The sequence below is a fragment of the Bradyrhizobium sp. IC4059 genome, assembly GCF_020193615.1.
In the GTDB taxonomy this organism is placed as follows: Bacteria; Pseudomonadota; Alphaproteobacteria; order Rhizobiales; family Xanthobacteraceae; genus Bradyrhizobium; species Bradyrhizobium yuanmingense.
The window spans coordinates 40,159-62,974 of sequence record NZ_JADYVH010000001.1 but is presented as its reverse complement, the minus strand read 5'-3'; the positions used below and the strand labels follow the sequence as shown (position 1 = coordinate 62,974).

Here is a 22,816-nt window from a genome sequence, read left to right as displayed (position 1 = left end):
CGATGCTTGCTGAAGATCATTCGCTCCAAGGGGGGCGGGAGACCTGCCAGGGCCTGGAAAAGCGAGATCAGCGCAATGACTTTGATCGGTGGCGTCATTCCGAGCGCGGATATTGTGAAACGTGCAGCGCGCATCGGTGCCGAAGTCAAAAATATCAAGCTATCAGGCGATCTACCGGATCACGCGATAGCTGCGATCAACAGCTTATTGCTAGAGCACAAGGTGATCTTCTTCCGCAATCAAGGACATCTCAATGACGCCGAGCAGGAGCGCTTTTCCGCTCGTCTGGGAAAGCTAGTGCCACATCCGATACTCGGCGCTACCAAGGGGGCGTCGCTCCTCGAACTGGACTCCACTCGCGGTGGCGGTCGCGCCGACGTTTGGCATGCGGATGGGACCTTTGCCGACGCCTATCCCAAGATCTTGGTCCTGCGGGCCGTGGTAATGCCACCGTTCGGAGGCGATACCGTGTGGTCTAACACAGCTGCCGCTTATCTTGGTTTGCCGTCGCCCCTACAACGGCTCGCCGAGGGCCTATGGGCCGTTCACAGCAACGTTTTCGATTACGCTGGGATCGCGCGTCTCCGCGAGGTCGACAAGAAGCACTTTGACGAGGTGTTCACCAAAGCCGTTTTTGAGACGGAGCATCCCGTCGTACGCGTCCACCCCGAAACAGGCGAGCGGACGCTAGTGCTCGGCGCCTTGGTGAAGCAGTTTGTTGATGTCCCCAAATACGACGGACAAAAGCTGTTCGACCTATTTCAGTCTCACATCACCGCGCCCGAAAACACTGTGCGCTGGAACTGGTTAGAGGGGGATATTGCGATATGGGATAACCGCGCAACGCAGCATTATGCGGTCAACGATTACGGGAACCAGCATCGCGTCGTACGTCGGGCCACGATCGAGGGTGAGGTGCCTGTCAGCGTCGATGGCCGGAGCAGTGTAACGCGCCTGAAGGTGACCGAATGACTGCACGACGACGCCCAGCGCTCTCGCGTCTGAAAATCGAGAAAATCTGGCAATCGGACTTGTTTAAGGTAAACGCGAAAACACACTTTCGGACGCGATATCTCAGCTCTTAAGGCCAACTCGGCAGCGCCTAGCTTGATGCATGCAAGCTATTTAGCGTCGACCGACGGCTTCGAGGAAACTGGAGCATCACTGTCCTTGGCCAGCGGCCTCACGTTTCAGCTTAGAAAATCCTCGATCAGTGGCCATAAAGCGCGCCAACATGGGGGCGATGAGTTTAGTCGGATCGACCACTTGACCACCCTGACGCGTAAGCGCTTCTGCATATGCAATGAGATCACGATGCACCGCCGCAGGCAGCTCCGCACTTACTTTGACCGGCTTGTCGTCTGGAAGCTCTCCTATTTTTAGTTTTGGCATTTTGTTACCCTCTATAGGGTGTAAGTATGAGGTCATGATTGACAAGAACACGAACCGGGACGCCAGGTCGCACGGTTAGAGTGGGCTGGACGCTGAGACTGCGGCGAACCACCTGCTGCCCCGTCTGGTTTAGTGAGTCCGACGCGCCGTGTCGCAATGCCTGGATGATTGCACTGTCGTTGCTATTGGTGTCCGAGCCGGCGCCCAGTTCGGTCCCGATCGCCAGAAACGTCGATAGTGCCGCAGCCTTGAACAACTCGCCCCAGTGATTGTCGACCTGATCTTCGAGACCTGCGTATCCGGCAGTGTCAGCGCCAGGCTGCCGCTCGAGAACGATCGACCGTCCATTCGGCATGATCAGCCGTGTCCAGACGAGCAGGACGCGGGACTGGCCGAAAGTGACCTGGCTATCGTATACCCCGATCAGGCGCGCGCCCTGCGGTACCAACAAGAACCGACCGGTGGGCGTATCGTATACGTTTTCCGTCACCTGCGCGGTGATTTGGCCTGGAAGATCTGATCTAATCCCTGTGATCAGCGCTCCCGGAATCACCGTCCCGGCCTGCACGATATATGGTGTGGCGGGCCTGGTGACGCGGTCAGGGCTGACCGTACGACGGTCCACGGAGGCGTTCACGAAGGCAAGCTTTCGGTCCTGACCGCTTTGTGCAGATGCGTCATCCCCGGTCACCGTTGGATTCGATGGCACGACGCGATCGCTTCCAACAAGCGGCGCGGAGGGCGGACGTACTTCACGTCCGTTCGTCGAAGCGAATAGATGACTGATGCGGGCTGCCTCGGTCTCTTGATCCCGGCGCTGCTGGTCCGGATAAGCGCCAATCGCCGGCGACTGGCCTTGAGCGGCAAGGATCGGTCGACCGAGGTCCCCGGGGAGCGGCGGACCAAGCTGCGGGATTGGCTGGCGCGGAACGCCAGCATAATCCTTCGGCAGGGTCGTAATACCGTCGGCAACATTGTGGTGGTCTGTGCTATAAATCTCCCCCGCCGCCTGATTACGGGAGCGATTATGCTGCAGCGACCACAGCACAGCCCCACCGATGACAAGCAGGGCGACCGCGCTCCCGCCGGCCAAGAGCTTCCGCGACAACCGCGTCACGCGCGGATGCTCTGCTCTCAAGCGGAAGCTTTCTGACCGCTCCACTTGTGTCTCCGGTGGAACTGTTTTCTCGTGATGGTTTCCGTTGCCGGTGTTCATGACGACGGCCTCCCGTCGGTCCTGACGATCCTGACCTTCTGCTGGTGCTCACCGCCGAGCCGGAGTTCGGCGGCTGCAAACAGCCAATCGACGATCAATACGTTACCGTAGGCGCGATAATTGACGAGCTCGGTCTTGCCCTCCGGGCCGATGACAAAAAGCGGTGGCATCTCGCCCTGCACGATGCCTTGCGGGAATTCAACATAGACCTTGCGGCCATCGTCATATGCGGCGATCGGCCGCCAGGGTGGACTGTCCCCTTCGATGACATAGCGGGAGATGCGCCGCGCCGGCTCCGGAAGAACGGGTTTCAGAGCAACTGAACGCGACTGCTCGCGCACTGCTTCCGGATAGTACCAGGCAACGGATGGCATATATGGCCGCTCGCGGGAGCGCAGTTCGATCAGGTAGGTCCGCCGATCGGTATTGACGACCAGGTTGGTCTCGATCGAAGCTCGGGTCGGCTTGACCAGGATATGGACGCGCCGTGTGTCGCCGCTCCCGCTCTCGGTATCGCCCACGACCCAGCGTACGGTATCTCCGGCCGCGATCGGCCCTGATCCCGTCAACTGTTCTCCCTCCTCTAGCGCGATATCCGTGATCTGCCCCGGTGCGGCGTAAATTTGATAAAGCGCCCCGGGACTGTAGGCGTAGATTTGCGCCGCGTTGAAATACCCGCGCTTGCGCGGTTCAACACGGGCCGCACTGTTTGCCATCTCAACCCGGCTCACCGGCTCTACGTTTTCCTTCCCTCCTGACTTACCGCCGAAAGCTGGCTTCCAGAGGGGTGGAACGTGAAGCGGTCTCGGTTTGTCGTCGAGAGCCACCGGTGGTGCCGGCAGCGGAGGAACTTCAGCGTCATAGCTGATCTCCGGCGGAATGTAGGTCGCGCATCCACCAAGCATCGACGAACAAAGCAGGAGAGCGTGGAAACTTGCTCGCTTCGCTAACACGAGCTTGGGCCGAGTCGAATTGAGCCCGCTTTGCGCACCTGGATGCTTCGAATGAACGTCAGACGGCGTCTTGGTCACTGACTCAACTCCTTTGACCAGTTGATGGCGCGGACGTAGACGCCAAGGGGATTCTTGCGCAGGCGTTCGGCATCGCGCGGCGACTCGATTGCGATCGTGAGAATTGCTGTCCAGCGTTCGGTCGAACTCAGCGAACCGTTGTCGTAACTGCGTTCAGTCCATGCGACCCGAAAGCTCTCCGAAGACGCGCGAATGACGCTCGAGACGTCTACGGAGATTTGAGCCTTGCCCAGCTTGGCAAAGGGGTCATTGTTGCGCGCATAATCGTTGAGCGCAGCCGCGCCACGATCCGTTGTAAAATCATAGGCCCGGAGCCAATTCTGGCGCAGAACGATACCGTCGGCCGGCAAGCCTCTGACGTCCTCGATGAACCGCGCCAGATGGTAGGCGATCTGAGCGTCAGTAGGTTGATAGTCGATGTTGGCCGGCGCAACCCTTTGGGCTTGGCCGAGATGATCGACTTCTACTACCCAAGGCGTGATCGATCCCTGGCTCGATTGCCAGACAAGGCTGCCAGCGAGACCGGCTGAAAGCATCAGGCAGCCGAACGCCATTAGGCGCCAGTTCTTGGCCTGCACGCGGGCAGATCCAATGCGTTCGTCCCAAACCTGCGCTGCCTTTTGGTACGGCGTAATCGGCTCGGGCATGCGCCCGTAGTGAACTGATGGTCGTTTGAACATCGCTGGTTGCCCCCTGATATCGAGTGATTGGTTTCAAGTCTTGCGATAGAAGGTTTGAGGCGCTGCTGTGCGGCGGAGGTGCAGTGGTGCGTCTCAGCGTTCTCCTTCGGACAAATCGACGGAGGAGCCGCTGCCACCATGATCGCCGGAGCGGACGGCGTGGCCAGCGGCGGAGGCACCATGCCGAATCATCTGAGCACGCTTCATGCGGCGAGCCCAATCAGGCTGCCCTTCGGCCGGAGCGCTCGCGCTCTGGTCGCCCGCTTGGCTACCTCCGAAGGCAGCCGCTGCTCGACGCAATGGACTCGTCGCAGCCGAAGCGCCAGCCTCCGCGACGCCGGCAAGGCCGCCGCTTCGATAGGCGGCTGTTGCTCCGGTTATGACAGCGCCGCCACCGCGCGCGGCGCCTGCAACCGCACCGCCAGCGAGACCGGCACCGCCAGCAGCAAGTCCCGCACCTGCCGCAACAATGCCGCCAGCAGCAAGGCCTGTTCCAATCGCGGCGCCGGCGCCGAGTTGAGGTCCGCCCGACACTAGGCCGTTTGCGATACCCGGACCGAAGATGCCGAGGCCCAGCAAGGAAAGCGCCGCGAGCACCAGCGTCATTGCGTCTTCGATGGTCGGCTGTGCACCGCCGAAACCTGCGGTGAACTGCGAGAACAGGGTGGAGCCGATGCCGACGATGACGGCCAGGACCAGGATCTTGATGCCGGAAGATATGACGTTGCCCAGAACGCGCTCCGCCGCGAAAGCGGTCTTGCCAAACAGGCCAAAGGGAATGAGCACGAAGCCGGCCAGTGTCGTGAGCTTGAACTCGATCAGGGTGACGAAGAGCTGGATCGCCAGAATGAAGAAGGCGAGCAGCACCACGACCCACGCAAACAGGAGAACGACGATCTGGACGAAATTCTCGAAAAAGCTGATGTAGCCCATCAGGTTGGAGATCGACTCGAGGAGCGGCCGACCGGCATCGAGACCGACTTGAGCGATCTTGCCCGGTCGCAGGAAATCCCCCGCCCCCAGGCTTGTGCCGGACGCTTTCAACCCAAGGCCCGCAAAGCTTTCGAAGACGATGCGCGCCAGGCTGTTCCAATTGCTGATCAGGTAGGCAAAGACGCCGACAAAGAGCGTCTTCTTGACGAGGCGTGCGATGATGTCCTCGTCCGGCCCCCAGCTCCAGAACAACGCGGCAAGCGTGATGTCGATCGCGGCAAGCGTAGTTGCGAGATATCCCACGTCGCCACCCAGCAGCCCGAAGCCGTTGTCGATATAACGCGTGAACGTTTCCAGGAATTGATCAATGATCCCCGTACCAGTCATGGCTTGCTCGCCTCAGGGGCCGCCAGGTTCGGATATCCGTGCGGGATCCGGCTTTGATCCTTTGGAGCGAGCGCCACGCCGGCGGCGGAATCGTCGCGGCCTGGAACTGCGCCACCGTCTTTCTTGCCAAAGAAGCGACGGCGGTTTTCGGCCCAAACCTGCTTGCAACGCTCATAACCCGCTGCGTGGTCCGCAGTGACGTTGCGGCAGCGCGCGAGGTCTGAGCTGGTTGCGTCTGCCGTCTGCTCCGCCTTCGGCGGCGGAGGAGAACGATCTCCGCCACGAAGTTGAATCGTGCAAGCAGCGACGGCCACTACGCCGATTGTCGTAAGCAGCGACAATGCCTTGAATGCCCGGATGTCGGTCATCAGTGGAACATCTGCACGTTGGATGATTGATGGCCCTGCCCCGCCGTCAGGAAGCGCCGAAGCTGTTCTCGTCCCTGATCCTGGGCCGAGGCGCGCTGAGCCGCTTCAAGGCTTTGCGCTCGCCCCTGCGCCGTCATGACGGCTGTGAGGTCGGCGAGCTGCTGCGCGTGCAGCGCGAGAATCTGATTGCCCGCCTGCGTTGCCTGCAGCGCACCGCTCGCGCCTTGGCTTGAGGTTACGAGCGCGGACGTCTGGATACGGTTGGTGTCGAGGTTGCCAACGATGCCAGCCTGGACACGAAGCGCATCTTGCGTTGCCGCATAAGTGTTTTGCCACCGCGATTGAGCGTTGGTGACCAGCAACTGGCTGGATTGGTTGCCAGTGGCCGGCGCGTAGCTCGTCGAGAAGGCATGATCGATCTGCTGGACGTCATAGGCAATACGCTGCGCCTGGGCCAGCAATTGCTGAGTACGCTGGATCGAGGATTGCAGTTGCTGCAGCGACGAATACGGCAGGTTCGCCAGGTTCTTCGCCTGGTTGATCAGCATCTGCGCCTCGTTCTGCAACGAGGTGATCTGATTGTTGATCTGCTGGAGTTCCCGCGCAGCCGTCAAGACATTCTGGACGTAGTTGTTGGGATCAAAGACGATCCACTGGGCTCGCCCGGGCACTGTGATGCCCAGGATCAGCGCGACCGTGCCAGCGGCCGTTAACAGGCCAAGACGCCTCATAGTGATTTCTCCAGATTGACGAGATTGGGGAGCAGGTCGAGGGTCCAGGCCAAACCGCGGTGCTGGAGCCAGGCCGGTACGAAGCCGTGAGGTCCATGTTCGGCCAGGAGCTGCGTAATGGCAGCCTGGTCGGTCTTGGCAGAGGCCGCAGTGAATGCGAGCGCAATCTCACCAAGGCCAAGTTCGAACATCCGGTTGCCGCGACGGGACTGGCAGTAGTAGTCGCGCTTGGGCGTTGCCCGGCTCAGTAGCTCAATCTGCCGGTCGTTGAGACCGAAGCGTCTGTAGATGGCTGCGATCTGGGGTTCGATCGCCCTCTCGTTCGGCAGCAACAGCCGCGTTGGACAGCTTTCGATGATCGCAGGCGCGATTGCAGAGCCATCGATGTCCGAGAGCGACTGGGTCGCGAAGATGACGGAAGCGTTTTTCTTCCGAAGGGTCTTCAGCCACTCCCGGAGCTGTCCGGAAAAATCATCGTCGTCGAGGGCAAGCCACCCCTCATCGATAATAAGAAGAGTCGGCCGGCCGTCCAGATGGTCTCCAATCCGATGAAAGAGATAGGCCAGCACGGCAGGTGCCGCGCTCGTTCCAATCAACCCTTCGGTCTCAAACGCCTGAACGGAGGCCTCGCCAAGGCGCTCAAATTCGGCATCGAGCAGGCGCCCGGAAGGACCGCCGAGGCAATATGGTTGCAAGGCGCGTTTCAGAGAGTTCGATTGGAGCAGGACTGACAGGCCCGTCAGGGTACGCTCCACCCTCGGCGCCGAAGCGAGAGATGTTAGCGCCGACCACAGATGAGCCTTGACCTCCGGGGTGATCTCGACCTTTTCCCGGGCGAGGATCGCGCCGATCCATTCGGTCGCCCATCCGCGCTCGGCGGGATCGTCAATCCACGCCAACGGCTGGAGGGCGACTGGCTTTTCGCTCGCGTCGGAGAGTGCGCCGCCGAGATCGTGCCAATCACCACCCATCGCGAGCGCGGCCGCCCGGATCGAACCACCGAAGTCGAACGCAAAGACCTGAGAGTTCGGATAACGCCTGAACTGCAACGCCATCAGAGCGAGCAGCACCGACTTGCCAGCGCCTGTCGGTCCTACCACAAGGGTATGCCCGACGTCGCCGACATGGAGCGAAAATCGGAACGGGGTTGATCCCTCAGTCTTGCCCAACAGAAGCGGCGGACCTTTGAAATGCAGATCCTTCGCTTCGCCCGCCCACACCGCCGACATCGGAATCATATGGGCGAGATTGAGGGTGGACACCGGTGGTTGCCGCACATTCGCATAGACATGCCCAGGCAGACTGCCGAGCCAGGCTTCGACGGCGTTCACCGTCTCAATCATGCAGGTGAAATCGCGCCCCTGAATGACCTTCTCGACCAAGCGGAGCTTTTCGTCGGCCGCATCGGCATCGCGGTCCCAGACAGTGATGGTCGCTGTGACAAAGGCTTGCCCAATATGATCGGACCCCAGTTCCTGCAACGCTGCGTCGGCATCGATCGCCTTGTTGTGGGCGTCGGTATCGAGCAGCGTCGACGCCTCGTTGGTCATGACCTCCTTGAGAATGGCCCCAATCGACTTCCGCTTGGCAAACCACTGCCGCCGAATCTTGGTCAGCAGCTTGGTGGCATCGGTCTTGTCGAGCATGACCGCGCGGGTTGACCAGCGATACGAAAATGGCAGGCGATTTAGCTCGTCCAGGATCCCGGGGGTCGTCGCCCCCGGAAAACCGACAATCGTCAGAACCCGCAGGTGGGCTGAGCCCAACATCGGCTCAAGGCCGCCGGTCAGCGGCTGGTCGGCCAACAGCGCATCGATGTACATCGGAATTTCGGGCACCCGAACCCGATGACGCTTGATCGATATCGTCGAGTGCAGGTAGGTCAGCGTGTCCTGATCATCGAGCCAGGCACATTCGGGCATGAACCCTTCGACGAGCTGCAATACGCGGTTCGTTTGATCGGCAAATCCCCGCAGCACCTCGCGCGCGTCGGCGCCAACGGTGCGGTCGCGACCTTCATAGAGCAAGCGCTCCGCCTTAGCCGCTCCTTCCTCCGGCGGCAGATAGAGGAAGGTCAGGAAATAACTGGACTCATGGTGGGCACCCGCCTCTTCGAACTGAGCTCTGCGCTCGGCGTCGACCAATGCAGATGCGACATCCGGAAAGGTGTTCGGCGGATAGTTACCTGCAAAATGGCGCTGCGCTTCGACGAATACGGCCCAGCCGGATCCCAGGCGGCGCAAGGCGTTATTCAAGCGACCGGCGACCGCGACAAGCTCAGCCGGCACTGCGCTGTCGAGATCAGGCCCCCGGAACTTCGCCGTCCGCTGGAACGAGCCGTCCTTGTTCAGGATGATTCCCTCGTCCACCAGGGCTGCCCAAGGCAGAAAGTCGGCGAGCCGGGCATTGGAATGGCGATATTCGGCAAGGTTCATCATGACCGAGAGCTCAGGTGTTGAGATGACCGGGGATGCGCAGATGTCGGCGCACCACATCGACGAAGGCCGGGTCGCGCTTGGCGGCCCAGACTGCGGCCATGTGGCCGATAAACCAGAGGACCAGACCCGCGATCCAGAGCCGCAGCCCCAGACCTAGGGCTGCCGCAAGCGTGCCGTTGACGATCGCAAACGACCGCGGCGCGCCACCCAATAGGATTGGTTCGGTGAGCGCGCGATGAACGGGCCCGGCAAAGCCTGTGATCGGCTCATCCATCAGATCACCACGCCGCCGCCGAAGGAGAAGAACGACAGGAAGAAGCTTGAGGCGGCAAACGCGATCGATAGACCGAACACGATCTGGATCAGCCGGCGGAAGCCACCTGATGAGTCCCCGAATGCGAGTGTAAGCCCGGTCACCACGATGATGATGACGGCGATGATCTTGGCGACCGGCCCCTCAACCGATTGCAGGATCTGATTGAGTGGCTGCTCCCATGGCATGTTCGAACCAGCGGCCCATGCCGGCACCGCTGCCAAAAGCACCGTGGCGAAGGCAGCCAGCGATGCACCTCGAAGAAAACGAAATTGCACACGCATGTCAGTCTCCTGCTGATGAAAGATTGTAGTCGCCGCTGGCGCTGAGCCCCGAGATGAGGGCGAGTTCAGCGAGGCGACGATCGGCGCCGCGGCCTGCAAGCACGGCGACGAGGTTGATGGTTTCGGCGATCAGAGCACGCGGGACCGTGATGACGGCTTCTTGGATGAGTTGCTCGAGCCGCCGCAGCGCCCCGAGCGCGGTACCCGCATGAATGGTGCCGATGCCGCCGGGATGGCCTGTACCCCAAGCCTTAAGCAGATCCAGCGCTTCGGCGCCGCGAACTTCGCCAACTGGAATGCGGTCGGGCCGCAGTCGCAACGAGGAGCGGACGAGGTCCGACAGCGTCGCTACGCCGTCCTTGGTCCTTAACGCCACGAGATTGGGCGCTTTGCACTGAAGCTCGCGCGTATCTTCGATCAGCACGACCCGATCGGAGCTCTTCGCCACCTCGGCCAGGAGCGCATTCGTCAATGTTGTCTTGCCGGTCGATGTCCCACCGGCGACCAAAATATTTTTCCGTGCGGCGACCGCGCTCTGCAGGATCTCGGCCTGCTTCGAGGTCATGATCCCCCTGGCGACGTAGTCGTCGAGCGTAAACACGGCGACTGCGGGCTTGCGGATGGCAAAGGCTGGCGCTGCAACGACCGGGGGCAAGAGTCCTTCGAAGCGCTCACCGGTCCCGGGCAGTTCGGCCGATACCCTCGGCGCACCGGCATGCACCTCCGCGCCCACGTGATGCGCAACCAAGCGAACAATGCGCTCGCCATCGGCTGCGGAGAGAGTTTCGCCTGTGTCGATCAGGCCATTCGACAACCGGTCGATCCACAACCGTCCATCCGGGTTGAGCATCACCTCAATGATCGCTTCGTCTTCGAGGTAGCCGGCAATCGCAGAGCCAAGTGCGCTGCGCAGCATTCGCGCACCGCGCGAATTCGCTTCCGATTGAATGGAATGGATTGCCACCGCTCGCCCCCACGAATGAGGACGCCCAAAGCGCGTCCTCAGATGGGGATGATTAGAAAAAGCACCAATGGACTTGGCGCAACAAGCGCTTTGCGTGATCGTAGGCTAGCGTAGAAAAAGAAAGACTGAGAACCGATGTTTGAGGCCTACTTAATCGGCCGGCAGCTCACCACTCCGCATCGTCATCCGCAGGCAGGAGGATGATCGAATCCTCATACAACCCAACCGACTCGACGGCTCGGGAATCATCAGCCGGCTTGAAGACGAGGATTGAACTCATCCACGGAGTGATGGATCGGCGCCCGGGCAGCGCGAACCAGGCCAACGCCGCGATCTGCAGCGCTAGGTTGAGACCGAAGGCGACTTGATAGGCCTGGAGCGGCCGATGGCCATCGTTCGCCGACCATTGCTCCAGGATAAGACCTGTCGCGTATTGTGCCAGAAAAGCCCAACCAAAGTGCAAGACGTTCAAGGCGCCGTTGGCACGACCGGCAAGTTGCGGCGGAAAGTAATCCGCTATCACCGCGAAGCTGACCACAGTCGCCGTGCCGGCAATTGCGACAACGGACCAGGGCAGGATGGACGGCAGAGGCACTCGCAGGATCAAAGCTAGCTGCGCTGCGACAAACAGCACCGCAACCGTCGCTAACACCGTCTCCGCCCTGATTCCTCTTCGCTTGACGTAGTGGACGGTCATCCCGAACAACAAGGCGCCGCAGCTCAAGACGATCGACATTATGAACAGCTGTCTCACGAGACTTGTGCGATCAAGCCCCTCCACGTCGGTCAGCCACGGTGATGCCCACAGTCCTTGCAGAGACCAGGCTGATCCAATGCAAGTCGCCGACAACGGGGCCACTCGCCAGAAGCGACGATCGGCAAAAACGGAGCCAAGGGTGGCGCGCGGTGTTGGTGGGACAATGACCCGCTCAGGCACGACGACATAGATGAGAATGGCCGTCGCTCCGGTAGCGGCCGCCAGAGTTTCAAAGAGCTGCCGCCATCCCATCCAGGCGAGCAGGTGTTCGACGGGGACCGTAGCGGTTACCGCTCCTAGCGATCCCAGCATGACCATATAGCCGTTCAGCAGGGCAACTCGCTCCCTGGGGAACCAGATGATGATGGACTTCAGTCCAGCAGTCAGCGCTGCAGCGACACCAAGCCCGATCATTGCACGCGCGATCAAAAGGGACAGGAAGCCGGTCGATACTGCGAACAGTCCGGCGCCCACTGCTGCGAGCAAGAGCAAAACACTCTGGACGCGACGCGGACCAAAGCGGTCCAACAATATGCCGACTGGGATCTGCGCCGCCGCAAAAACGAGGAAATAGACCGAGGTAAGCAACCCGAGGTCGGCAGCCCCAACCCCGGCATCAGAGCTGAGATGACTGGCGATCAAAGCGTTGATCGTTCGAAACAGATACGAAAGATAGTATCCGACCGCAAACGGGAGAAATACGCGCGCGGTGAGGCGCCATGCCCCTGAGATCTGCATGCTGGCCCCCCTTTCTGTCGGCTCGTGCAAGCCGATAGCGTGACCAGCTTTTCGCGGTTCGGCTAAATCGCTGCGGTCGTAGGCTGGCGTAGAAAAAGAAGGGTCGGCGCGTTTGCGCATCCATGACGCTCGGTCAGGATTCGTCGACCGGTTCCTGACGGCGGATATCTTCCGGAATCTCGCGGAGAAAGCTTTGCCCCTTTTGCAGGCGGCGCCCGAGTGCCTCGACAAATCCTTCAAACCGCTCCCGGCCTTTTACTTGCGCGGCCGCCTGCGCGTCATTCGGTAGTGGCGGCGTGATCGTCAGCCAGAACCGTATGAAGAGCGCCAGGCTTTCGGCCGTCAAACCCACGTCGCGCTCCAACCTCTGCATCTGACGCGACAGCCGATCGAGGCGCCGGGCGTACGCTGCCTCCCGCCTGTCCGCTCCGTCGGGTGAAAGAAAGGAGGCGACCGCAGCTTCCACGATGGCAGACCGGGAAAGCTTCTTGCGATCGGCGAGCTCCGAGATCTGTTTCAGCAGCTCTGGCGGAAAATAGACGTTCATCCGGTCGCGCATATTGCCTCAGAGCTCCATACCGTCATTCGGATCCATGGCGACTTGACTGGCGACACCGCGCATCTGTTCGCGTATAAACTGGGACCGGCGGACCGCGGCCTCGTCTTCGTCAAGAACGGCGGCAAATTCCTCTGCCGGCGTTGGTTCGGTCGTTTCCTTGGCGATCGCGACGTGGTCGGGTAGTTCGGGCTCGCGACGGAGACCGCTATTCGCGGTATCTTCGTCTGCTTGTCCTCTGTTGGTTGGAAGGAACGCTGGCTTGAGCGCTCCAAGTGTTGACCATCCGTCCGTTCGCCGTGATCGGCCGGACGCCTCGGGATCGGGCGGGGGCAGAACGCGCTCGGTAAACCGCCGATCCTCGTAGTAGCGGACCTTCTTCGCCCGGATCGGCGCCGTGCCCGCCACCATGACGATCTCGTCTGTCGGCGGAAGCTGCATGACTTCGCCTGGGGTCAGCAGAGGCCTTGCCGTTTCCTGGCGCGAGACCATCAGGTGCCCCAGCCATGGGTTCAACCTGTGGCCGGCATAGTTCTTCATCGCCCGCATCTCGGTCGCCGTACCAAGGGCGTCCGACACCCGTTTGGCGGTGCGCTCGTCGTTGGTCGCGAAGCTAACGCGGACGTGACAGTTGTCGAGAATGGCATTGTTGGGCCCGTAGGCCTTCTCGATCTGGTTGAGCGATTGCGCGATCAAGAAACTCTTGATGCCATACCCCGCCATAAAGGCGAGCGCGGACTCGAAGAAATCAAGCCGGCCCAGTGCCGGGAACTCGTCGAGCATCATCAAGACTCGATGTCGGCGGTCACGAGCGTGCAAGTCCTCGGTGAGACGGCGGCCGATCTGGTTCAGCACCAGACGGATCAATGGTTTGGTCCTAGAGATGTCGGAAGGCGGCACCACCAGGTAAAGCGTCGTGGGGCCTTTATCCGCAATCAGATCGGCGATCCGCCAGTCGCAGCGGCAGGTCACCTGGGCTACGACCGGATCGCGGTAAAGACCCAGGAACGACATTGCGGTGGACAGGACGCCCGAGCGCTCATTCTCGGATTTGTTGAGGAGCTCACGCGCGGTCGAGGCGACCACGGGGTGAGCGCCCTGCTCGCCGAGGTGCGACGTGGTCATCATCGCCCTCAACGTCGCGTCGATCGGCCGCTTCGGATCGGAGAGGAAAGCCGCGACGCCGGCCAAGGTCTTGTCCTCCTCGGCATAGAGAACATGGAGTATGGCGCCGACCAGAAGCGAATGACTGGTCTTCTCCCAATGGTTCCGCTTGTCGAGCGAGCCTTCGGGGTCGACCAGGACGTCGGCGACATTCTGGACGTCGCGGACCTCCCACTCCCCGCGCCGGACCTCCAGCAGCGGGTTGTAGGCTGAAGACTTTGGGTTGGTTGGATCGAACAACAGGACGCGGCCGTGCCGCGAGCGGAAACCCGCGGTCAGCTGCCAGTTTTCGCCCTTGATGTCATGCACGATGGCCGAGCCTGGCCAAGCCAGCAGGGACGGGACGACAAGACCGACGCCTTTGCCGGACCGGGTTGGTGCAAAACACAACACGTGCTCCGGCCCGTGATGGCGGAGGTAGTCGCGATCGAGCTTGCCCAGCACCACGCCATCCGGACCAAGAAGTCCGGCCGCTCGGACCTCTTCCGCACCAGCCCAACGCGCTGAACCATAGGTCTCGACATTTTTCCCTTCACGCGCGCGCCACACCGACATGGCGATCGCCACCGCGATCGAAACGGCGGTCCCTGATGCTGCGATGAAGGCGCCCTCGACAAAGACCTGCGGCGCATAGGCATCGTAGACGAACCACCACCAGAAGAAGATCGGCGGATAGTAGATCTTGAAGCCGAACAGCTCGAACCAGGGCCGCCCAAGCTCGGGCTGGTAGGCAAGTCGCCAGGCCGTCCACTCGGTTGCTCCCCAGATGGCCAGCACGACGATCAGGCCGACAACGATCAGCTGACCCCAGAGGATTTTGGTTCCGGACATTCCTAGCGCCCTTCCGCAACTGAATTGGCGAGATACCTAGAGGCCGAGGTCGCGCTTCCGACCAAAACCCCATTCGATGCCACCGCCGTCTTTCACGACGCCGGTGACGTGTTGGCCAAGCTTGTTCTCGAGTTCGCGCGACCACGGCACGAGTTGGAAGCCGAGCCCGTTATCGATCATAGCGAAGCGTCCCGAGGTGAGCGTCACCCGCTGGCGGTACGTGCCCGCCACATGCTCCCCGGACGCGTCGTTCACATGAGGAAGGCCGGTGTCGGCCGAGATTTTTGAAGCCACCTCGTCCAGCTCGCGTCGGCGCAACGTGTTCAGGAGGTCGCGCCGCAAGATGAGGCGCTGGCCCTGCCGCTGCGCCAGGCCCTCCTGGATCAGATGCTCGGTACGGGCTTTCATGGCGTCGCGGGTCTCTCGGCCGAATCCGCCCATGGCAAGCGGCATGGGGTCGCGTTCGACCAGCCTGTGGTCGAGCCAGGTTGCTCCCCTCGCAGTGATCTGCTCACCAAGATCGAGGTCGGAACGGGTCGCGAGCACCACGGTCGGCCGCGGATCGCCGGCTTGACCGAAGCGTCGGACTTCAACGATGCCGCCGGCCGGCGGAGCATGTTCGAAAGCCTCTAGGCCTCGAAAGCGCACATGGTGCGCCAGTCCGTCTGTTCCGTCGATCAGGACATAGGCCTCGCCGGTCAGTTCGTCATGCAGTCCACGGTCGACCAGTCGTCCGATAATCTGGGATGCCGGCTGTCCAACCTCGATGACGAAATCGGCAACGCCGCGCGCTTCCCCACGTTCGGTAAAGGCCCTGTGCATGGTCTTGATGATGTCGCCGCGCATACCGAGGTCACGCAAGCTACGCTCGGCCTCGAGCCCGACCATCCATTCTCCCGGTAGGGCGGACGCGGCAAGGCCCATCTTCTCCAGGTGTTGAAGGCGACCGATCATCAGGCGCCGGATCTCGGAATCGGACTTGCCGGGATTCTCTGCGCGAAGATCGATATGGCCGGTCTCATCGGCCGCCAGCCGGATCTCCCGATCGAGCCGCGTCCATCGTTCCGCCGTGACTTCCCTCTCCAACGAATTCCGGATCTCGTGCTCCGGTTTTGGGCCCAGTTCGATGGCGACCAGTTCCTCAGCGCGCGAGCGCAGGCCCTTGCTGATATAGTCGCGAGAGATCACGAGATCCGCCCCTTCCTCATCTATCCCACGGACGAGAAGATGGACGTGAGGGTTGTCGGTATTCCAATGATCGACAGCCACCCAATCGAGCTGCGTGCCGAGGTCGGTCTCCATCTGCCTGGCGAGGTCGCGGGTAAACGCCTTCAGATCGGTCATGTCGCCGCCGTCCTCCGGCGAGACGATGAACCGGAAATGATGCCGGTCGTCCTTGCAGCGTTCTGCGAAAGCCGCGCTATCAGCGCGGTCGCCGCCGGCATCGAACATCTCGGCCCGCTCACCGCTCCGGGTCACGCCGTCGCGCTTCAGATATGAAAGGTGCGCGGTCAATGGTGCGGAACGGAACGCTCCGCCTTTGTGACGAACCACGCGCGCCTTCACCACAACGCGCCGCGTTGGATTGAACATTCTGGCGCGGCTAAAGGCCAGGCGCCCGCGGCCAAACGTCGAGTGCCCATAAGCCGTCGAGCGCCTGCCCACCACTGTCTGACCCGAGGTATGTCCTGCTTTCTTCGCCGCCCGCAGCACCTGATTGATGAAGCTCTTGGGCTTCGGCGCGCGGGTACTACGAATGCGTCCAGGCCGTATACGCAGGTCGCTGTCGCCCACGCTCACTACAGGGCCTCCCAACGATCAAAAGCACGAACGGTGCCGAAAACACCTTTGATCGCATTCGTAAAATTGCTAGGCGCGGCACGCGCCCCGACCGACCGGCACGCCAGAACCCAAGCCATGCCAATGGCTTGCGGTTCGACCGGCGAGCCCCTTTTATCTAGCCGTCCTGCCATCGCGTTCTCCTGGCTGCTGATTCCCAGGACCCAACGTCCAAGCCACCAGGCCCTCGGAAGGAGCGGCGATTTGGAACGTAATGCAGTTCGGGTCATTGCGGCGGATCCTCGAATAGCCCCCGCCCGAGCACGTCGGCTGACCGCCTCATTGCGAAAGAGCAGCAGCGACTTGGCAGCCGACTTGCGAAGCCCGAGTGCTTCTGAGCGCTTGCGATAGCGATCGTTACCCGAAGGGCCGAGACACCCGAAGGGTGGCTCGGTGAGGAGCGAAGCGACGAGTAGAGCGCGGGCCGAAGGCATCGCCCATACGCCGTCAGCTTGCGGACCCGCACACCTGATCATTGCGATGTTCCCGAACCCGATTGACGGACGAACACGCCAATAGGCCGGGGGACCATGGGCGCATCGGGCGCCGAGATTGCCGTCATGACATCGCCCGGCGGCACGAGCGCCAGCAACTGACGGCGCGTTTTCATGAGATCGGGTCGCCTGACGAATAGCGTCCCAGCCTTTGATGAATGGCTGCTGGACGTCCACCTCGCCGGCAGGTCGATGGCAAGCAGATTTGTAAGCTTTGCGACGTATGCTCGCGTCTCTTCTGGCAGAGGGCCGCCTGCGAGATGCTCTTCATAGCGTGATGGTCCCACGTTGTACGCGGCAAACACGCCAGGCGAGCCATACCGATCGAGCAGTTCGCGCAAGTACGCCGTGCCGGCCAGAATGTTGTCGTGCGGGTCGTAGGGGTCGTTCCCGAGATTGTAGCGCTCGCGAAGTTCCGCCCAAGTCGCCGGCATGATTTGCATCAGGCCCATTGCGCCTTTTGGCGATCTGGCGTGCACATCACCAGAACTCTCGATGCTTTGGACTGATCGGATCCAGTTCGGCGCAATCGCAAAGCGTTGTGAGGCTTCATTGATGAAGCCGGCAAATGAGTGAGCGGTCTGACTGATCGCCGGCTGGGCGGCTGATCCACTCTGGGCCAAAGCCTCACCGTCGAACGCGGTCAGAAGAAGCATCAAGGGCACGACAGCACAAATGCGCGTGCCCAACCGACCCAACCACGCCGTCGGGCTCGCGCCGGTCTTGCAGACATCGATCGAGGCGGAGGAATGATCCCGCAATCGATCGAACAAGGGAATGGCGAGGAGAACACGTCGAATGCGCACGATCACTCCTCCCACGTCCACACCGGCATCGCATGGCCGATCACGCTAGACGCCGGAAGAAATCCAAAATACCGGCCATCAAGAGAGTCGTCCGACTGCCAGTTCATCAGAAACAGTTCGCCGTCGCCGACGACGCGGCAGCCCTGCCATCTCGGCAATGGCCGCCCGCGTCCGTCGCGATCCCTCGCCTCGCCCATTGCAATGTCGTCGACCGAAATCTTGAGGCCGGTTCTGCAAACACTCTGGCCGGGAAGAGCAAGCACGCGCTTCAGCATGGGTACGCCAATGGGCAAATAGCCGTTGAGGTCGAGGAAGGCCGCGAGCGGCTCCGGCGGCTGCACGGCGACCAATTCAGTGACTTGGAATTGGTCCGCCGGGCGGAGGCGGTAGAGACCGATCGGAACGCTCGCGGATGCGTTCCAGATGAAAAGCGGAAGCGGCTCCAGGACGATCGTCGCGACGAGCGCAGCAGCGGCCCCAATCATCATAGCCAGCATCATGAGGCGGCCTGTCATCGCATCACCTTTTGGCGATGAAGCCAGGCCCGGTGGCGTGCTTTCGTGTAGGACCGCGGGTTTTCGTTGACGGACAGACGGTTGTGAACGTGATGCCAATGATCAGGTGCGACATCAGCTGGATCGATGCCGAGCGCCTCGATGGCGTCGGTCATCTGCAGCACTCGCTCGACCTTCGGCCAACCAGCGAGCCGCAGCAAGATCTCCCCACCCGGCTTCACATACGGGATGGTCGAGCAGCGCTGTCCCGGTGTGACCGCGCGCAAGATGTCGATGCGCGAAATGATCGTCCCAAAGTCGTTTGAGGTCCATCGGACGAAGGCAAAGATGCTGCCGGGCGCAAATGACAGGACACGCCGGTGGCGATCAAGCTTCCGTTCCGCAACAACTCGACCGAACCGTATGCGGTTTTCGATACGCTTCTCAAGCCACAGAACTTCCACTTCCGTGAGATCGCTCATGCCGCGGCTCCCTGACGCTGGAGTTGGCAGCCGTAAGCATGGGGTTCGGCGAATAGCGTATGCGACTTGGAGAGCCAAACAGAACTGGCGGCCTGCTGCTGCCGATCGCCTCCAACGAGGTTTTCGGCCTGGTGCGTTAGAAGAAATCCGAAGGATTTCTGGTTAGTAAAGTTAGAGCGGCCGGAAAGCGAGGAGAAACAAGCTCTTAATCTCGCTTCCGGTCCCCGATAGCACGAGGATCGGGTCCCCGATAGCACGAGGGTTGCGGTCCCCGATAGCACGAGCTGATTCACAGGTTGTCCTCCGAATTTGGAATGAGACCGCGCCGACGCAAGCGTGCCGTTAAGGGATGAACAGGCGTTGGCGCGAAGTTCAGCCGCTCGGTGCCATCAGGATCCCGTGTGAGCACGAGCTGATAGCCGGGCAATGTCTGGCGCTGAACGATCTGACGTACGTCGTAGGCAAAATGCTTGAGCGGCGAGAGGATGCCGGACTTGGCATGGAGGTGCACAAGGTCAAAACTCCAGCCGCCGTCCTGGCGCCCACCGTGCTTGCGCACTAGGCGGTAGAGCCACCGTTCAAGCCCGCCGGTCAGATCGAAATAGGCTCGATCAATCGTCAGCACGAGCGCGTCGTCGATGACGCCGGCGTAGAACCAATCCGGCAGGATCAGCTCGAGCCCGAATGGGCGGCCATTTGCATCCGCCGTCTCCTTCCACTCGTTGATCCAGGAGAAGCGATGGCGTCGCCGTTCTGCCGGTTGACGGATCGACGTCAGCACGGTCGTTGACTGAAGTCTGTCAAGACCAGCCTTCAGGCGGTCATAGTCACGTGCGCTGGTGCCGCGGCCCACAAACGTCAAAATCTCGTAAGGCGTTGCAGCCATCAGGCGCGACGTCTTCAAGCCAGTATCACGGGCTTGGACGATCTGGGACGCGGCCCAGATCAGAACGTCTGCATCCCAGATCGTCGCCATGCCGTGTTCCGGCACGGCTTCGACACGAATTGAGATCGCACCCGCGCGGAAATCGATCGGCACAGTTCGCTTTGTTTTTGCAAGCGAGAAGAACGGATAGGCCATCAGATCCTGCGCATCGCGCGGCGCGAGATCGCCGGGCAGCGCCCGAAAGAGCTCAAGCAGCTCGCGCTCTGCATGGTGTTTGCGCCGCATAGTCACTGCTCTCACGCGGCTATCAGCGACGTTCCTGACCTGCATAGGGACGCAGGGCCGGATGCTTCTTGGCGGGCAGCACGGTCCCCTTGCCGGGATCCGATGTCGACGTCTTGGCGCCGAGATCGGCCCACGCTTTCAGGTCATCGACGGCGTAGACAACACGTCCGCCAATCTTACGATACGTCGGTCCAGTACCGTATGTGCGGTGCTTCTCCAGCGTGCGGCCGGACAGACCAAGGTAACGCGCGGCCTCAGGCGTACGCAGGAATCGCGGGGGGAGACCGGCCATCGGATCGGGCATTTGAGAACTCCAGGATGACAGCGCACTACGCTTGGCTAGGCCGGCGTGTGTGCGGTCATCATGGAGGAGCAGAACCTCGGAGGGGGATGCCGAATGTTGGGGGTGCGATTTTCGGCACCCTCGGGGACTGCGCTACTCATCCCTGCGCCCGGCCCAGGAGCAGCAGTTGCTTCTGCTTTTGCCTTGAGGATTGGAGAAGCGAATTCGAGAACTACTCGGCAAGGAAATCGTGCAGGAAAATTTGCGCGGATTTGCAATTGGTGACACGAGGTTCGCCGAATTTGAGCCTATCCTGAGGCCCATTTCATCGAGAGTAAACGGCTGGACTGATCGCCAGATTTCTCTGTTGGTTCATCTTCACGATCTTGGAGGTGACTACGCGGCGGGGCCTCGACATTGCCGCGTTGCCGACTTGCTGATTGAGGAATTGAGCGAGCGACAATGGATTGCCTCTATATGGCAACTGGCGGCGGATCCGCAGCTGAACGGATCGCCTACATCGTACTCGAAGACCCCGGGAACCGGCGAACACACGCCGATTGAGCAGAGGTCGTCGTGATGAGCAAACAGGGTTTGGGTCGCCATGTTGAGCGTGAGACAGGAATGACGTTCGACAGATGGGTCCGACGGTTCCAGATGGCATGGCGTCGAGGGAATTGCGATCCGGCGTCCTATCATAGCTTTGCCGATAAACTCGGATATGAATCCGCCGCTGCCTTCGGCAATGTTCAAGAAGTATATGGGGCAGCCGCCGGGCCGAGATTTGAGTACCTTGAGATTCTCGGCTAAGATCGGAGAGTAAAACTCATACCCGCTGGATTCCGGCCTCGCCTCCGGGAGGCGGGCTGATGATCCCGGAGGGACCAGACGCCGCTGCGGCGGGACCAAATCAGGGTGAAGCCCTCGCGGCCTTCGATCTTGACGGGCGAGGCGTAGATTGGGGGCCGCTAGGTTCGGATCGTTGAGCCTGACTGAGAGGTAAATCGCAAGCTGCCTCAGGCCAGCCGCGAAGACCCCGCCCGGCGGACCGGACGGGGCTTGGTGAGGCGCTCTTACTCGCCGCCCTTGCGTGGCCGCGACCAGAGGAGGGTGTAGCCTTCACCGCTCTCGTCATCGAACAGGTTGGCGTAGATCGGAGCGTTGAAGGAAGGATCGTCGAGCTTGAGCGAGAGGTAGTCCCGGCCCTCCTCGGAGCGCTTCGACCAGGCCGCGCCGATCTCCGCGCGACCCACATAGATGCGGTGGCTGGGAGCGTTGTCGTTGGAGCGGTTGGTCTCGGCGACGATGCGGACGCCCTTGGCCTGCAGGCTCAGGGTGACGATCTCGCCCTGGAAATCGTTGCCGACCTTCTTGAAGGAACCGATGTTAGCCATGTCACTTCTCCTGTTGTGTTTCGAGCCCGCGACCATCGCGGCCTCGATGGCGATCTGCAGGCCGAAGACGATCGGCGACGCACCCGCTCGCGGGCCGGAGCGGAGCGGAGGACGCCGTTGTGGCGACTTTCTTGTCTCGCGAGGAATGGGCGAAGCCCAGGGGAAGAAAGTCGCATCAACGGCGTTGCGGCTCAGACGATCGAGGCGAAGCCGGTCTTCGGCCAGATCCAGCCATCAACGAGGCCACGTGCGTCCGCGTGCTGAACCGCAATCTCGGGAGAAGACATGGCTTATCTCGGTTTTGCTGAACAAGAGGTTGGAACGATTCAGCGCAGAAAAAGAAACAATTTGCTGCAAAGGGCGGTATCGTCTCCCAGCAACGGAGCTAGGCAACACGGCTCCGCCGCGGCTGCGTGGGCCAGACCCAAATGCCGGCGGCTTTGATCGAGTAGTTCCGAGGAGGACTGGCCCCCCGCGCTCAGGGCTCGATCATCCCCCGTTCAGCGCGCCGATTTATGCGAACCTGTCGACGACGAAGGCGGTAAACGGTCATCCCTCGGGCCTTCCGGCCGTAAGAACTGGTTAGACGGACTCTCCATCACTCCACCCGGCTCGAGCGGGCGGGTCTTCGCCAGAACGATCAAGCGCGTCCATGACGTGACCCCAATGCAAACCGCGCCCAGCCAAACGAAGACCTCACGCCAAGCCAACGAAGGCACCCCGATCTGGGACGCGGCGAACACCACATAATAGCCGGCCACGGCGGCGGGAATAGCAAATGCTGTTGCGATCGCGATGCGCAAAGCCAAGGACCGGGTAATCGCGACGGCGGCCTGACCGAAGGCAAGCGTCAACGCGCCACCGGCCGTTCCGATAAGCAGCGCACCGACCACGCCGGCACCATTCTGAAACGCCGTTATTCCGATACTGAGAGCGACGAAAAACGGCAGGGCATACACAGCGAGCGCAAAGATCGCCCAGCAGAAGAAGCCGATGCCGAGTGTGTTGAGAACGAGCCCAAGGGCAAGCATAGTGGTGGCTCCATATGCATAGATCTGACAGTCGCGCCT

General features: G+C 61.2%; 23 protein-coding genes and 1 pseudogene. 1 reads left to right on the top strand and 23 read right to left on the bottom strand.

Annotation, left to right across the window (positions count from 1 at the left end):
- Positions 1-66 precede the first annotated feature (66 nt).
- Positions 67-972, top strand: coding sequence for a TauD/TfdA family dioxygenase (locus tag I6F12_RS00300; protein ID WP_333913958.1), 906 nt, complete (start codon positions 67-69; stop codon positions 970-972).
- Between the two features lie 189 nt (positions 973-1,161).
- On the opposite strand, the gene I6F12_RS00295 is transcribed toward I6F12_RS00300, so the two are convergent.
- The 23 genes and pseudogenes from I6F12_RS00295 to I6F12_RS00185 all read right to left on the bottom strand — a co-directional run bounded on the left by I6F12_RS00295 (position 1,162) and on the right by I6F12_RS00185 (position 22,777).
- Positions 1,162-1,392, bottom strand: coding sequence for a DUF2274 domain-containing protein (locus I6F12_RS00295; protein ID WP_225134418.1), 231 nt, complete (start codon positions 1,390-1,392; stop codon positions 1,162-1,164).
- 4 nt (positions 1,393-1,396) lie between these two features.
- Entirely contained in the window at positions 1,397-2,608 is a 1,212-nt protein-coding gene (locus I6F12_RS00290; protein WP_225155237.1) for a TrbI/VirB10 family protein, read from the bottom strand.
- Entirely contained in the window at positions 2,605-3,639 is a 1,035-nt protein-coding gene (gene trbG / locus I6F12_RS00285; protein WP_225155236.1) for a P-type conjugative transfer protein TrbG, read from the bottom strand. The genes I6F12_RS00290 and trbG overlap by 4 nt, the downstream gene beginning before the upstream one ends.
- On the bottom strand, positions 3,636-4,319 hold the full coding sequence (gene trbF / locus I6F12_RS00280) for a conjugal transfer protein TrbF (RefSeq protein ID WP_036006843.1): 684 nt from the start codon (positions 4,317-4,319) through the stop codon (positions 3,636-3,638). The genes trbG and trbF overlap by 4 nt, the downstream gene beginning before the upstream one ends.
- 93 nt (positions 4,320-4,412) lie before the next feature.
- Complete coding sequence (gene trbL, locus I6F12_RS00275) at positions 4,413-5,639, bottom strand: P-type conjugative transfer protein TrbL (RefSeq protein ID WP_225134415.1); 1,227 nt, start codon at positions 5,637-5,639, stop codon at positions 4,413-4,415.
- Positions 5,636-6,007 carry a putative entry exclusion protein TrbK-alt gene (trbK-alt, locus tag I6F12_RS00270; RefSeq protein ID WP_036006838.1) on the bottom strand — a complete coding sequence of 124 codons (372 nt, stop codon included), beginning with the start codon at positions 6,005-6,007 and terminating at the stop codon, positions 5,636-5,638. Before trbK-alt ends, trbL begins: the two co-directional genes overlap by 4 nt.
- Entirely contained in the window at positions 6,007-6,738 is a 732-nt protein-coding gene (gene trbJ, locus I6F12_RS00265) for a P-type conjugative transfer protein TrbJ (protein ID WP_225134414.1), read from the bottom strand. The genes trbK-alt and trbJ overlap by 1 nt, the downstream gene beginning before the upstream one ends.
- Complete coding sequence (gene trbE, locus I6F12_RS00260; RefSeq protein WP_225155235.1) at positions 6,735-9,176, bottom strand: conjugal transfer protein TrbE; 2,442 nt, start codon at positions 9,174-9,176, stop codon at positions 6,735-6,737. The genes trbJ and trbE overlap by 4 nt, the downstream gene beginning before the upstream one ends.
- Positions 9,177-9,186: 10 nt before the next feature.
- Positions 9,187-9,450, bottom strand: coding sequence for a VirB3 family type IV secretion system protein (locus tag I6F12_RS00255; protein WP_225134412.1), 264 nt, complete (start codon positions 9,448-9,450; stop codon positions 9,187-9,189).
- Positions 9,450-9,773 carry a TrbC/VirB2 family protein gene (locus I6F12_RS00250; RefSeq protein ID WP_225134411.1) on the bottom strand — a complete coding sequence of 108 codons (324 nt, stop codon included), beginning with the start codon at positions 9,771-9,773 and terminating at the stop codon, positions 9,450-9,452. Before I6F12_RS00250 ends, I6F12_RS00255 begins: the two co-directional genes overlap by 1 nt.
- 1 nt (position 9,774) lies before the next feature.
- Positions 9,775-10,689, bottom strand: a complete 915-nt coding sequence (gene trbB / locus I6F12_RS00245) for a P-type conjugative transfer ATPase TrbB (protein ID WP_036037569.1) — start codon at positions 10,687-10,689, stop codon at positions 9,775-9,777.
- A gap of 214 nt (positions 10,690-10,903) precedes the next feature.
- Positions 10,904-12,232 carry an MFS transporter gene (locus I6F12_RS00240; RefSeq protein ID WP_225134546.1) on the bottom strand — a complete coding sequence of 443 codons (1,329 nt, stop codon included), beginning with the start codon at positions 12,230-12,232 and terminating at the stop codon, positions 10,904-10,906.
- A 133-nt stretch (positions 12,233-12,365) separates the two neighbouring features.
- Positions 12,366-12,791: a CopG family transcriptional regulator gene (locus I6F12_RS00235; protein ID WP_225134410.1), complete on the bottom strand. Its 426-nt coding sequence runs from the start codon at positions 12,789-12,791 to the stop codon at positions 12,366-12,368.
- 6 nt (positions 12,792-12,797) lie between these two features.
- Positions 12,798-14,783 (bottom strand): conjugal transfer protein TraG, encoded by a 1,986-nt coding sequence (locus I6F12_RS00230; RefSeq protein WP_225134409.1) that lies wholly within the window; start codon positions 14,781-14,783, stop codon positions 12,798-12,800.
- Positions 14,784-14,819: 36 nt separating this feature from the next.
- Complete coding sequence (locus I6F12_RS00225) at positions 14,820-16,583, bottom strand: DUF3363 domain-containing protein (RefSeq protein ID WP_225155234.1); 1,764 nt, start codon at positions 16,581-16,583, stop codon at positions 14,820-14,822.
- Between the two features lie 511 nt (positions 16,584-17,094).
- On the bottom strand, positions 17,095-17,928 hold the full coding sequence (locus I6F12_RS00220) for a lytic transglycosylase domain-containing protein (RefSeq protein ID WP_225155233.1): 834 nt from the start codon (positions 17,926-17,928) through the stop codon (positions 17,095-17,097).
- Complete coding sequence (locus tag I6F12_RS00215; RefSeq protein ID WP_225155232.1) at positions 17,925-18,437, bottom strand: S26 family signal peptidase; 513 nt, start codon at positions 18,435-18,437, stop codon at positions 17,925-17,927. The genes I6F12_RS00220 and I6F12_RS00215 overlap by 4 nt, the downstream gene beginning before the upstream one ends.
- Positions 18,434-18,898 carry a DUF2840 domain-containing protein gene (locus I6F12_RS00210; protein WP_225155231.1) on the bottom strand — a complete coding sequence of 155 codons (465 nt, stop codon included), beginning with the start codon at positions 18,896-18,898 and terminating at the stop codon, positions 18,434-18,436. The genes I6F12_RS00215 and I6F12_RS00210 overlap by 4 nt, the downstream gene beginning before the upstream one ends.
- Before the next feature lie 289 nt (positions 18,899-19,187).
- The gene (locus I6F12_RS00205; RefSeq protein WP_225155230.1) at positions 19,188-20,069 is read right to left on the bottom strand and encodes a replication initiator protein A; all 882 of its coding nucleotides are present in this window, start codon (positions 20,067-20,069) and stop codon (positions 19,188-19,190) included.
- Positions 20,070-20,091: 22 nt separating this feature from the next.
- On the bottom strand, positions 20,092-20,373 hold the full coding sequence (locus I6F12_RS00200) for a helix-turn-helix domain-containing protein (protein WP_036006809.1): 282 nt from the start codon (positions 20,371-20,373) through the stop codon (positions 20,092-20,094).
- Between the two features lie 869 nt (positions 20,374-21,242).
- Positions 21,243-21,354, bottom strand: a pseudogene (locus tag I6F12_RS00195) (DUF736 family protein); the annotation flags it as partial.
- Positions 21,355-21,425: 71 nt separating this feature from the next.
- The gene (locus I6F12_RS00190) at positions 21,426-21,746 is read right to left on the bottom strand and encodes a DUF736 domain-containing protein (protein WP_225155229.1); all 321 of its coding nucleotides are present in this window, start codon (positions 21,744-21,746) and stop codon (positions 21,426-21,428) included.
- A gap of 500 nt (positions 21,747-22,246) precedes the next feature.
- On the bottom strand, positions 22,247-22,777 hold the full coding sequence (locus I6F12_RS00185; RefSeq protein ID WP_225155228.1) for a hypothetical protein: 531 nt from the start codon (positions 22,775-22,777) through the stop codon (positions 22,247-22,249).
- Positions 22,778-22,816 lie beyond the last annotated feature (39 nt).

Excerpts from the sequence above, each read along its gene's own strand:
- I6F12_RS00185 (WP_225155228.1), bottom strand. The coding sequence starts at position 22,777 with ATGCTTGCCCTTGGGCTCGTTCTCAACACACTCGGCATCGGCTTCTTC.
- I6F12_RS00250 (WP_225134411.1), bottom strand. The coding sequence starts at position 9,773 with ATGCGTGTGCAATTTCGTTTTCTTCGAGGTGCATCGCTGGCTGCCTTC.
- I6F12_RS00255 (WP_225134412.1), bottom strand. The coding sequence starts at position 9,450 with ATGGATGAGCCGATCACAGGCTTTGCCGGGCCCGTTCATCGCGCGCTC.
- I6F12_RS00240 (WP_225134546.1), bottom strand. The coding sequence starts at position 12,232 with ATGCAGATCTCAGGGGCATGGCGCCTCACCGCGCGCGTATTTCTCCCG.
- trbJ (WP_225134414.1), bottom strand. The coding sequence starts at position 6,738 with ATGAGGCGTCTTGGCCTGTTAACGGCCGCTGGCACGGTCGCGCTGATC.
- I6F12_RS00230 (WP_225134409.1), bottom strand. The coding sequence starts at position 14,783 with ATGTCCGGAACCAAAATCCTCTGGGGTCAGCTGATCGTTGTCGGCCTG.
- I6F12_RS00190 (WP_225155229.1), bottom strand. The coding sequence starts at position 21,746 with ATGGCTAACATCGGTTCCTTCAAGAAGGTCGGCAACGATTTCCAGGGC.
- I6F12_RS00235 (WP_225134410.1), bottom strand. The coding sequence starts at position 12,791 with ATGCGCGACCGGATGAACGTCTATTTTCCGCCAGAGCTGCTGAAACAG.
- trbB (WP_036037569.1), bottom strand. The coding sequence starts at position 10,689 with ATGCTGCGCAGCGCACTTGGCTCTGCGATTGCCGGCTACCTCGAAGAC.
- trbE (WP_225155235.1), bottom strand. The coding sequence starts at position 9,176 with ATGATGAACCTTGCCGAATATCGCCATTCCAATGCCCGGCTCGCCGAC.
- I6F12_RS00290 (WP_225155237.1), bottom strand. The coding sequence starts at position 2,608 with ATGAACACCGGCAACGGAAACCATCACGAGAAAACAGTTCCACCGGAG.
- I6F12_RS00295 (WP_225134418.1), bottom strand. The coding sequence starts at position 1,392 with ATGCCAAAACTAAAAATAGGAGAGCTTCCAGACGACAAGCCGGTCAAA.
- trbK-alt (WP_036006838.1), bottom strand. The coding sequence starts at position 6,007 with ATGACCGACATCCGGGCATTCAAGGCATTGTCGCTGCTTACGACAATC.
- I6F12_RS00215 (WP_225155232.1), bottom strand. The coding sequence starts at position 18,437 with ATGACAGGCCGCCTCATGATGCTGGCTATGATGATTGGGGCCGCTGCT.
- trbL (WP_225134415.1), bottom strand. The coding sequence starts at position 5,639 with ATGACTGGTACGGGGATCATTGATCAATTCCTGGAAACGTTCACGCGT.
- I6F12_RS00200 (WP_036006809.1), bottom strand. The coding sequence starts at position 20,373 with ATGCCCGATCCGATGGCCGGTCTCCCCCCGCGATTCCTGCGTACGCCT.
- trbF (WP_036006843.1), bottom strand. The coding sequence starts at position 4,319 with ATGTTCAAACGACCATCAGTTCACTACGGGCGCATGCCCGAGCCGATT.
- I6F12_RS00210 (WP_225155231.1), bottom strand. The coding sequence starts at position 18,898 with ATGAGCGATCTCACGGAAGTGGAAGTTCTGTGGCTTGAGAAGCGTATC.
- I6F12_RS00205 (WP_225155230.1), bottom strand. The coding sequence starts at position 20,069 with ATGCGGCGCAAACACCATGCAGAGCGCGAGCTGCTTGAGCTCTTTCGG.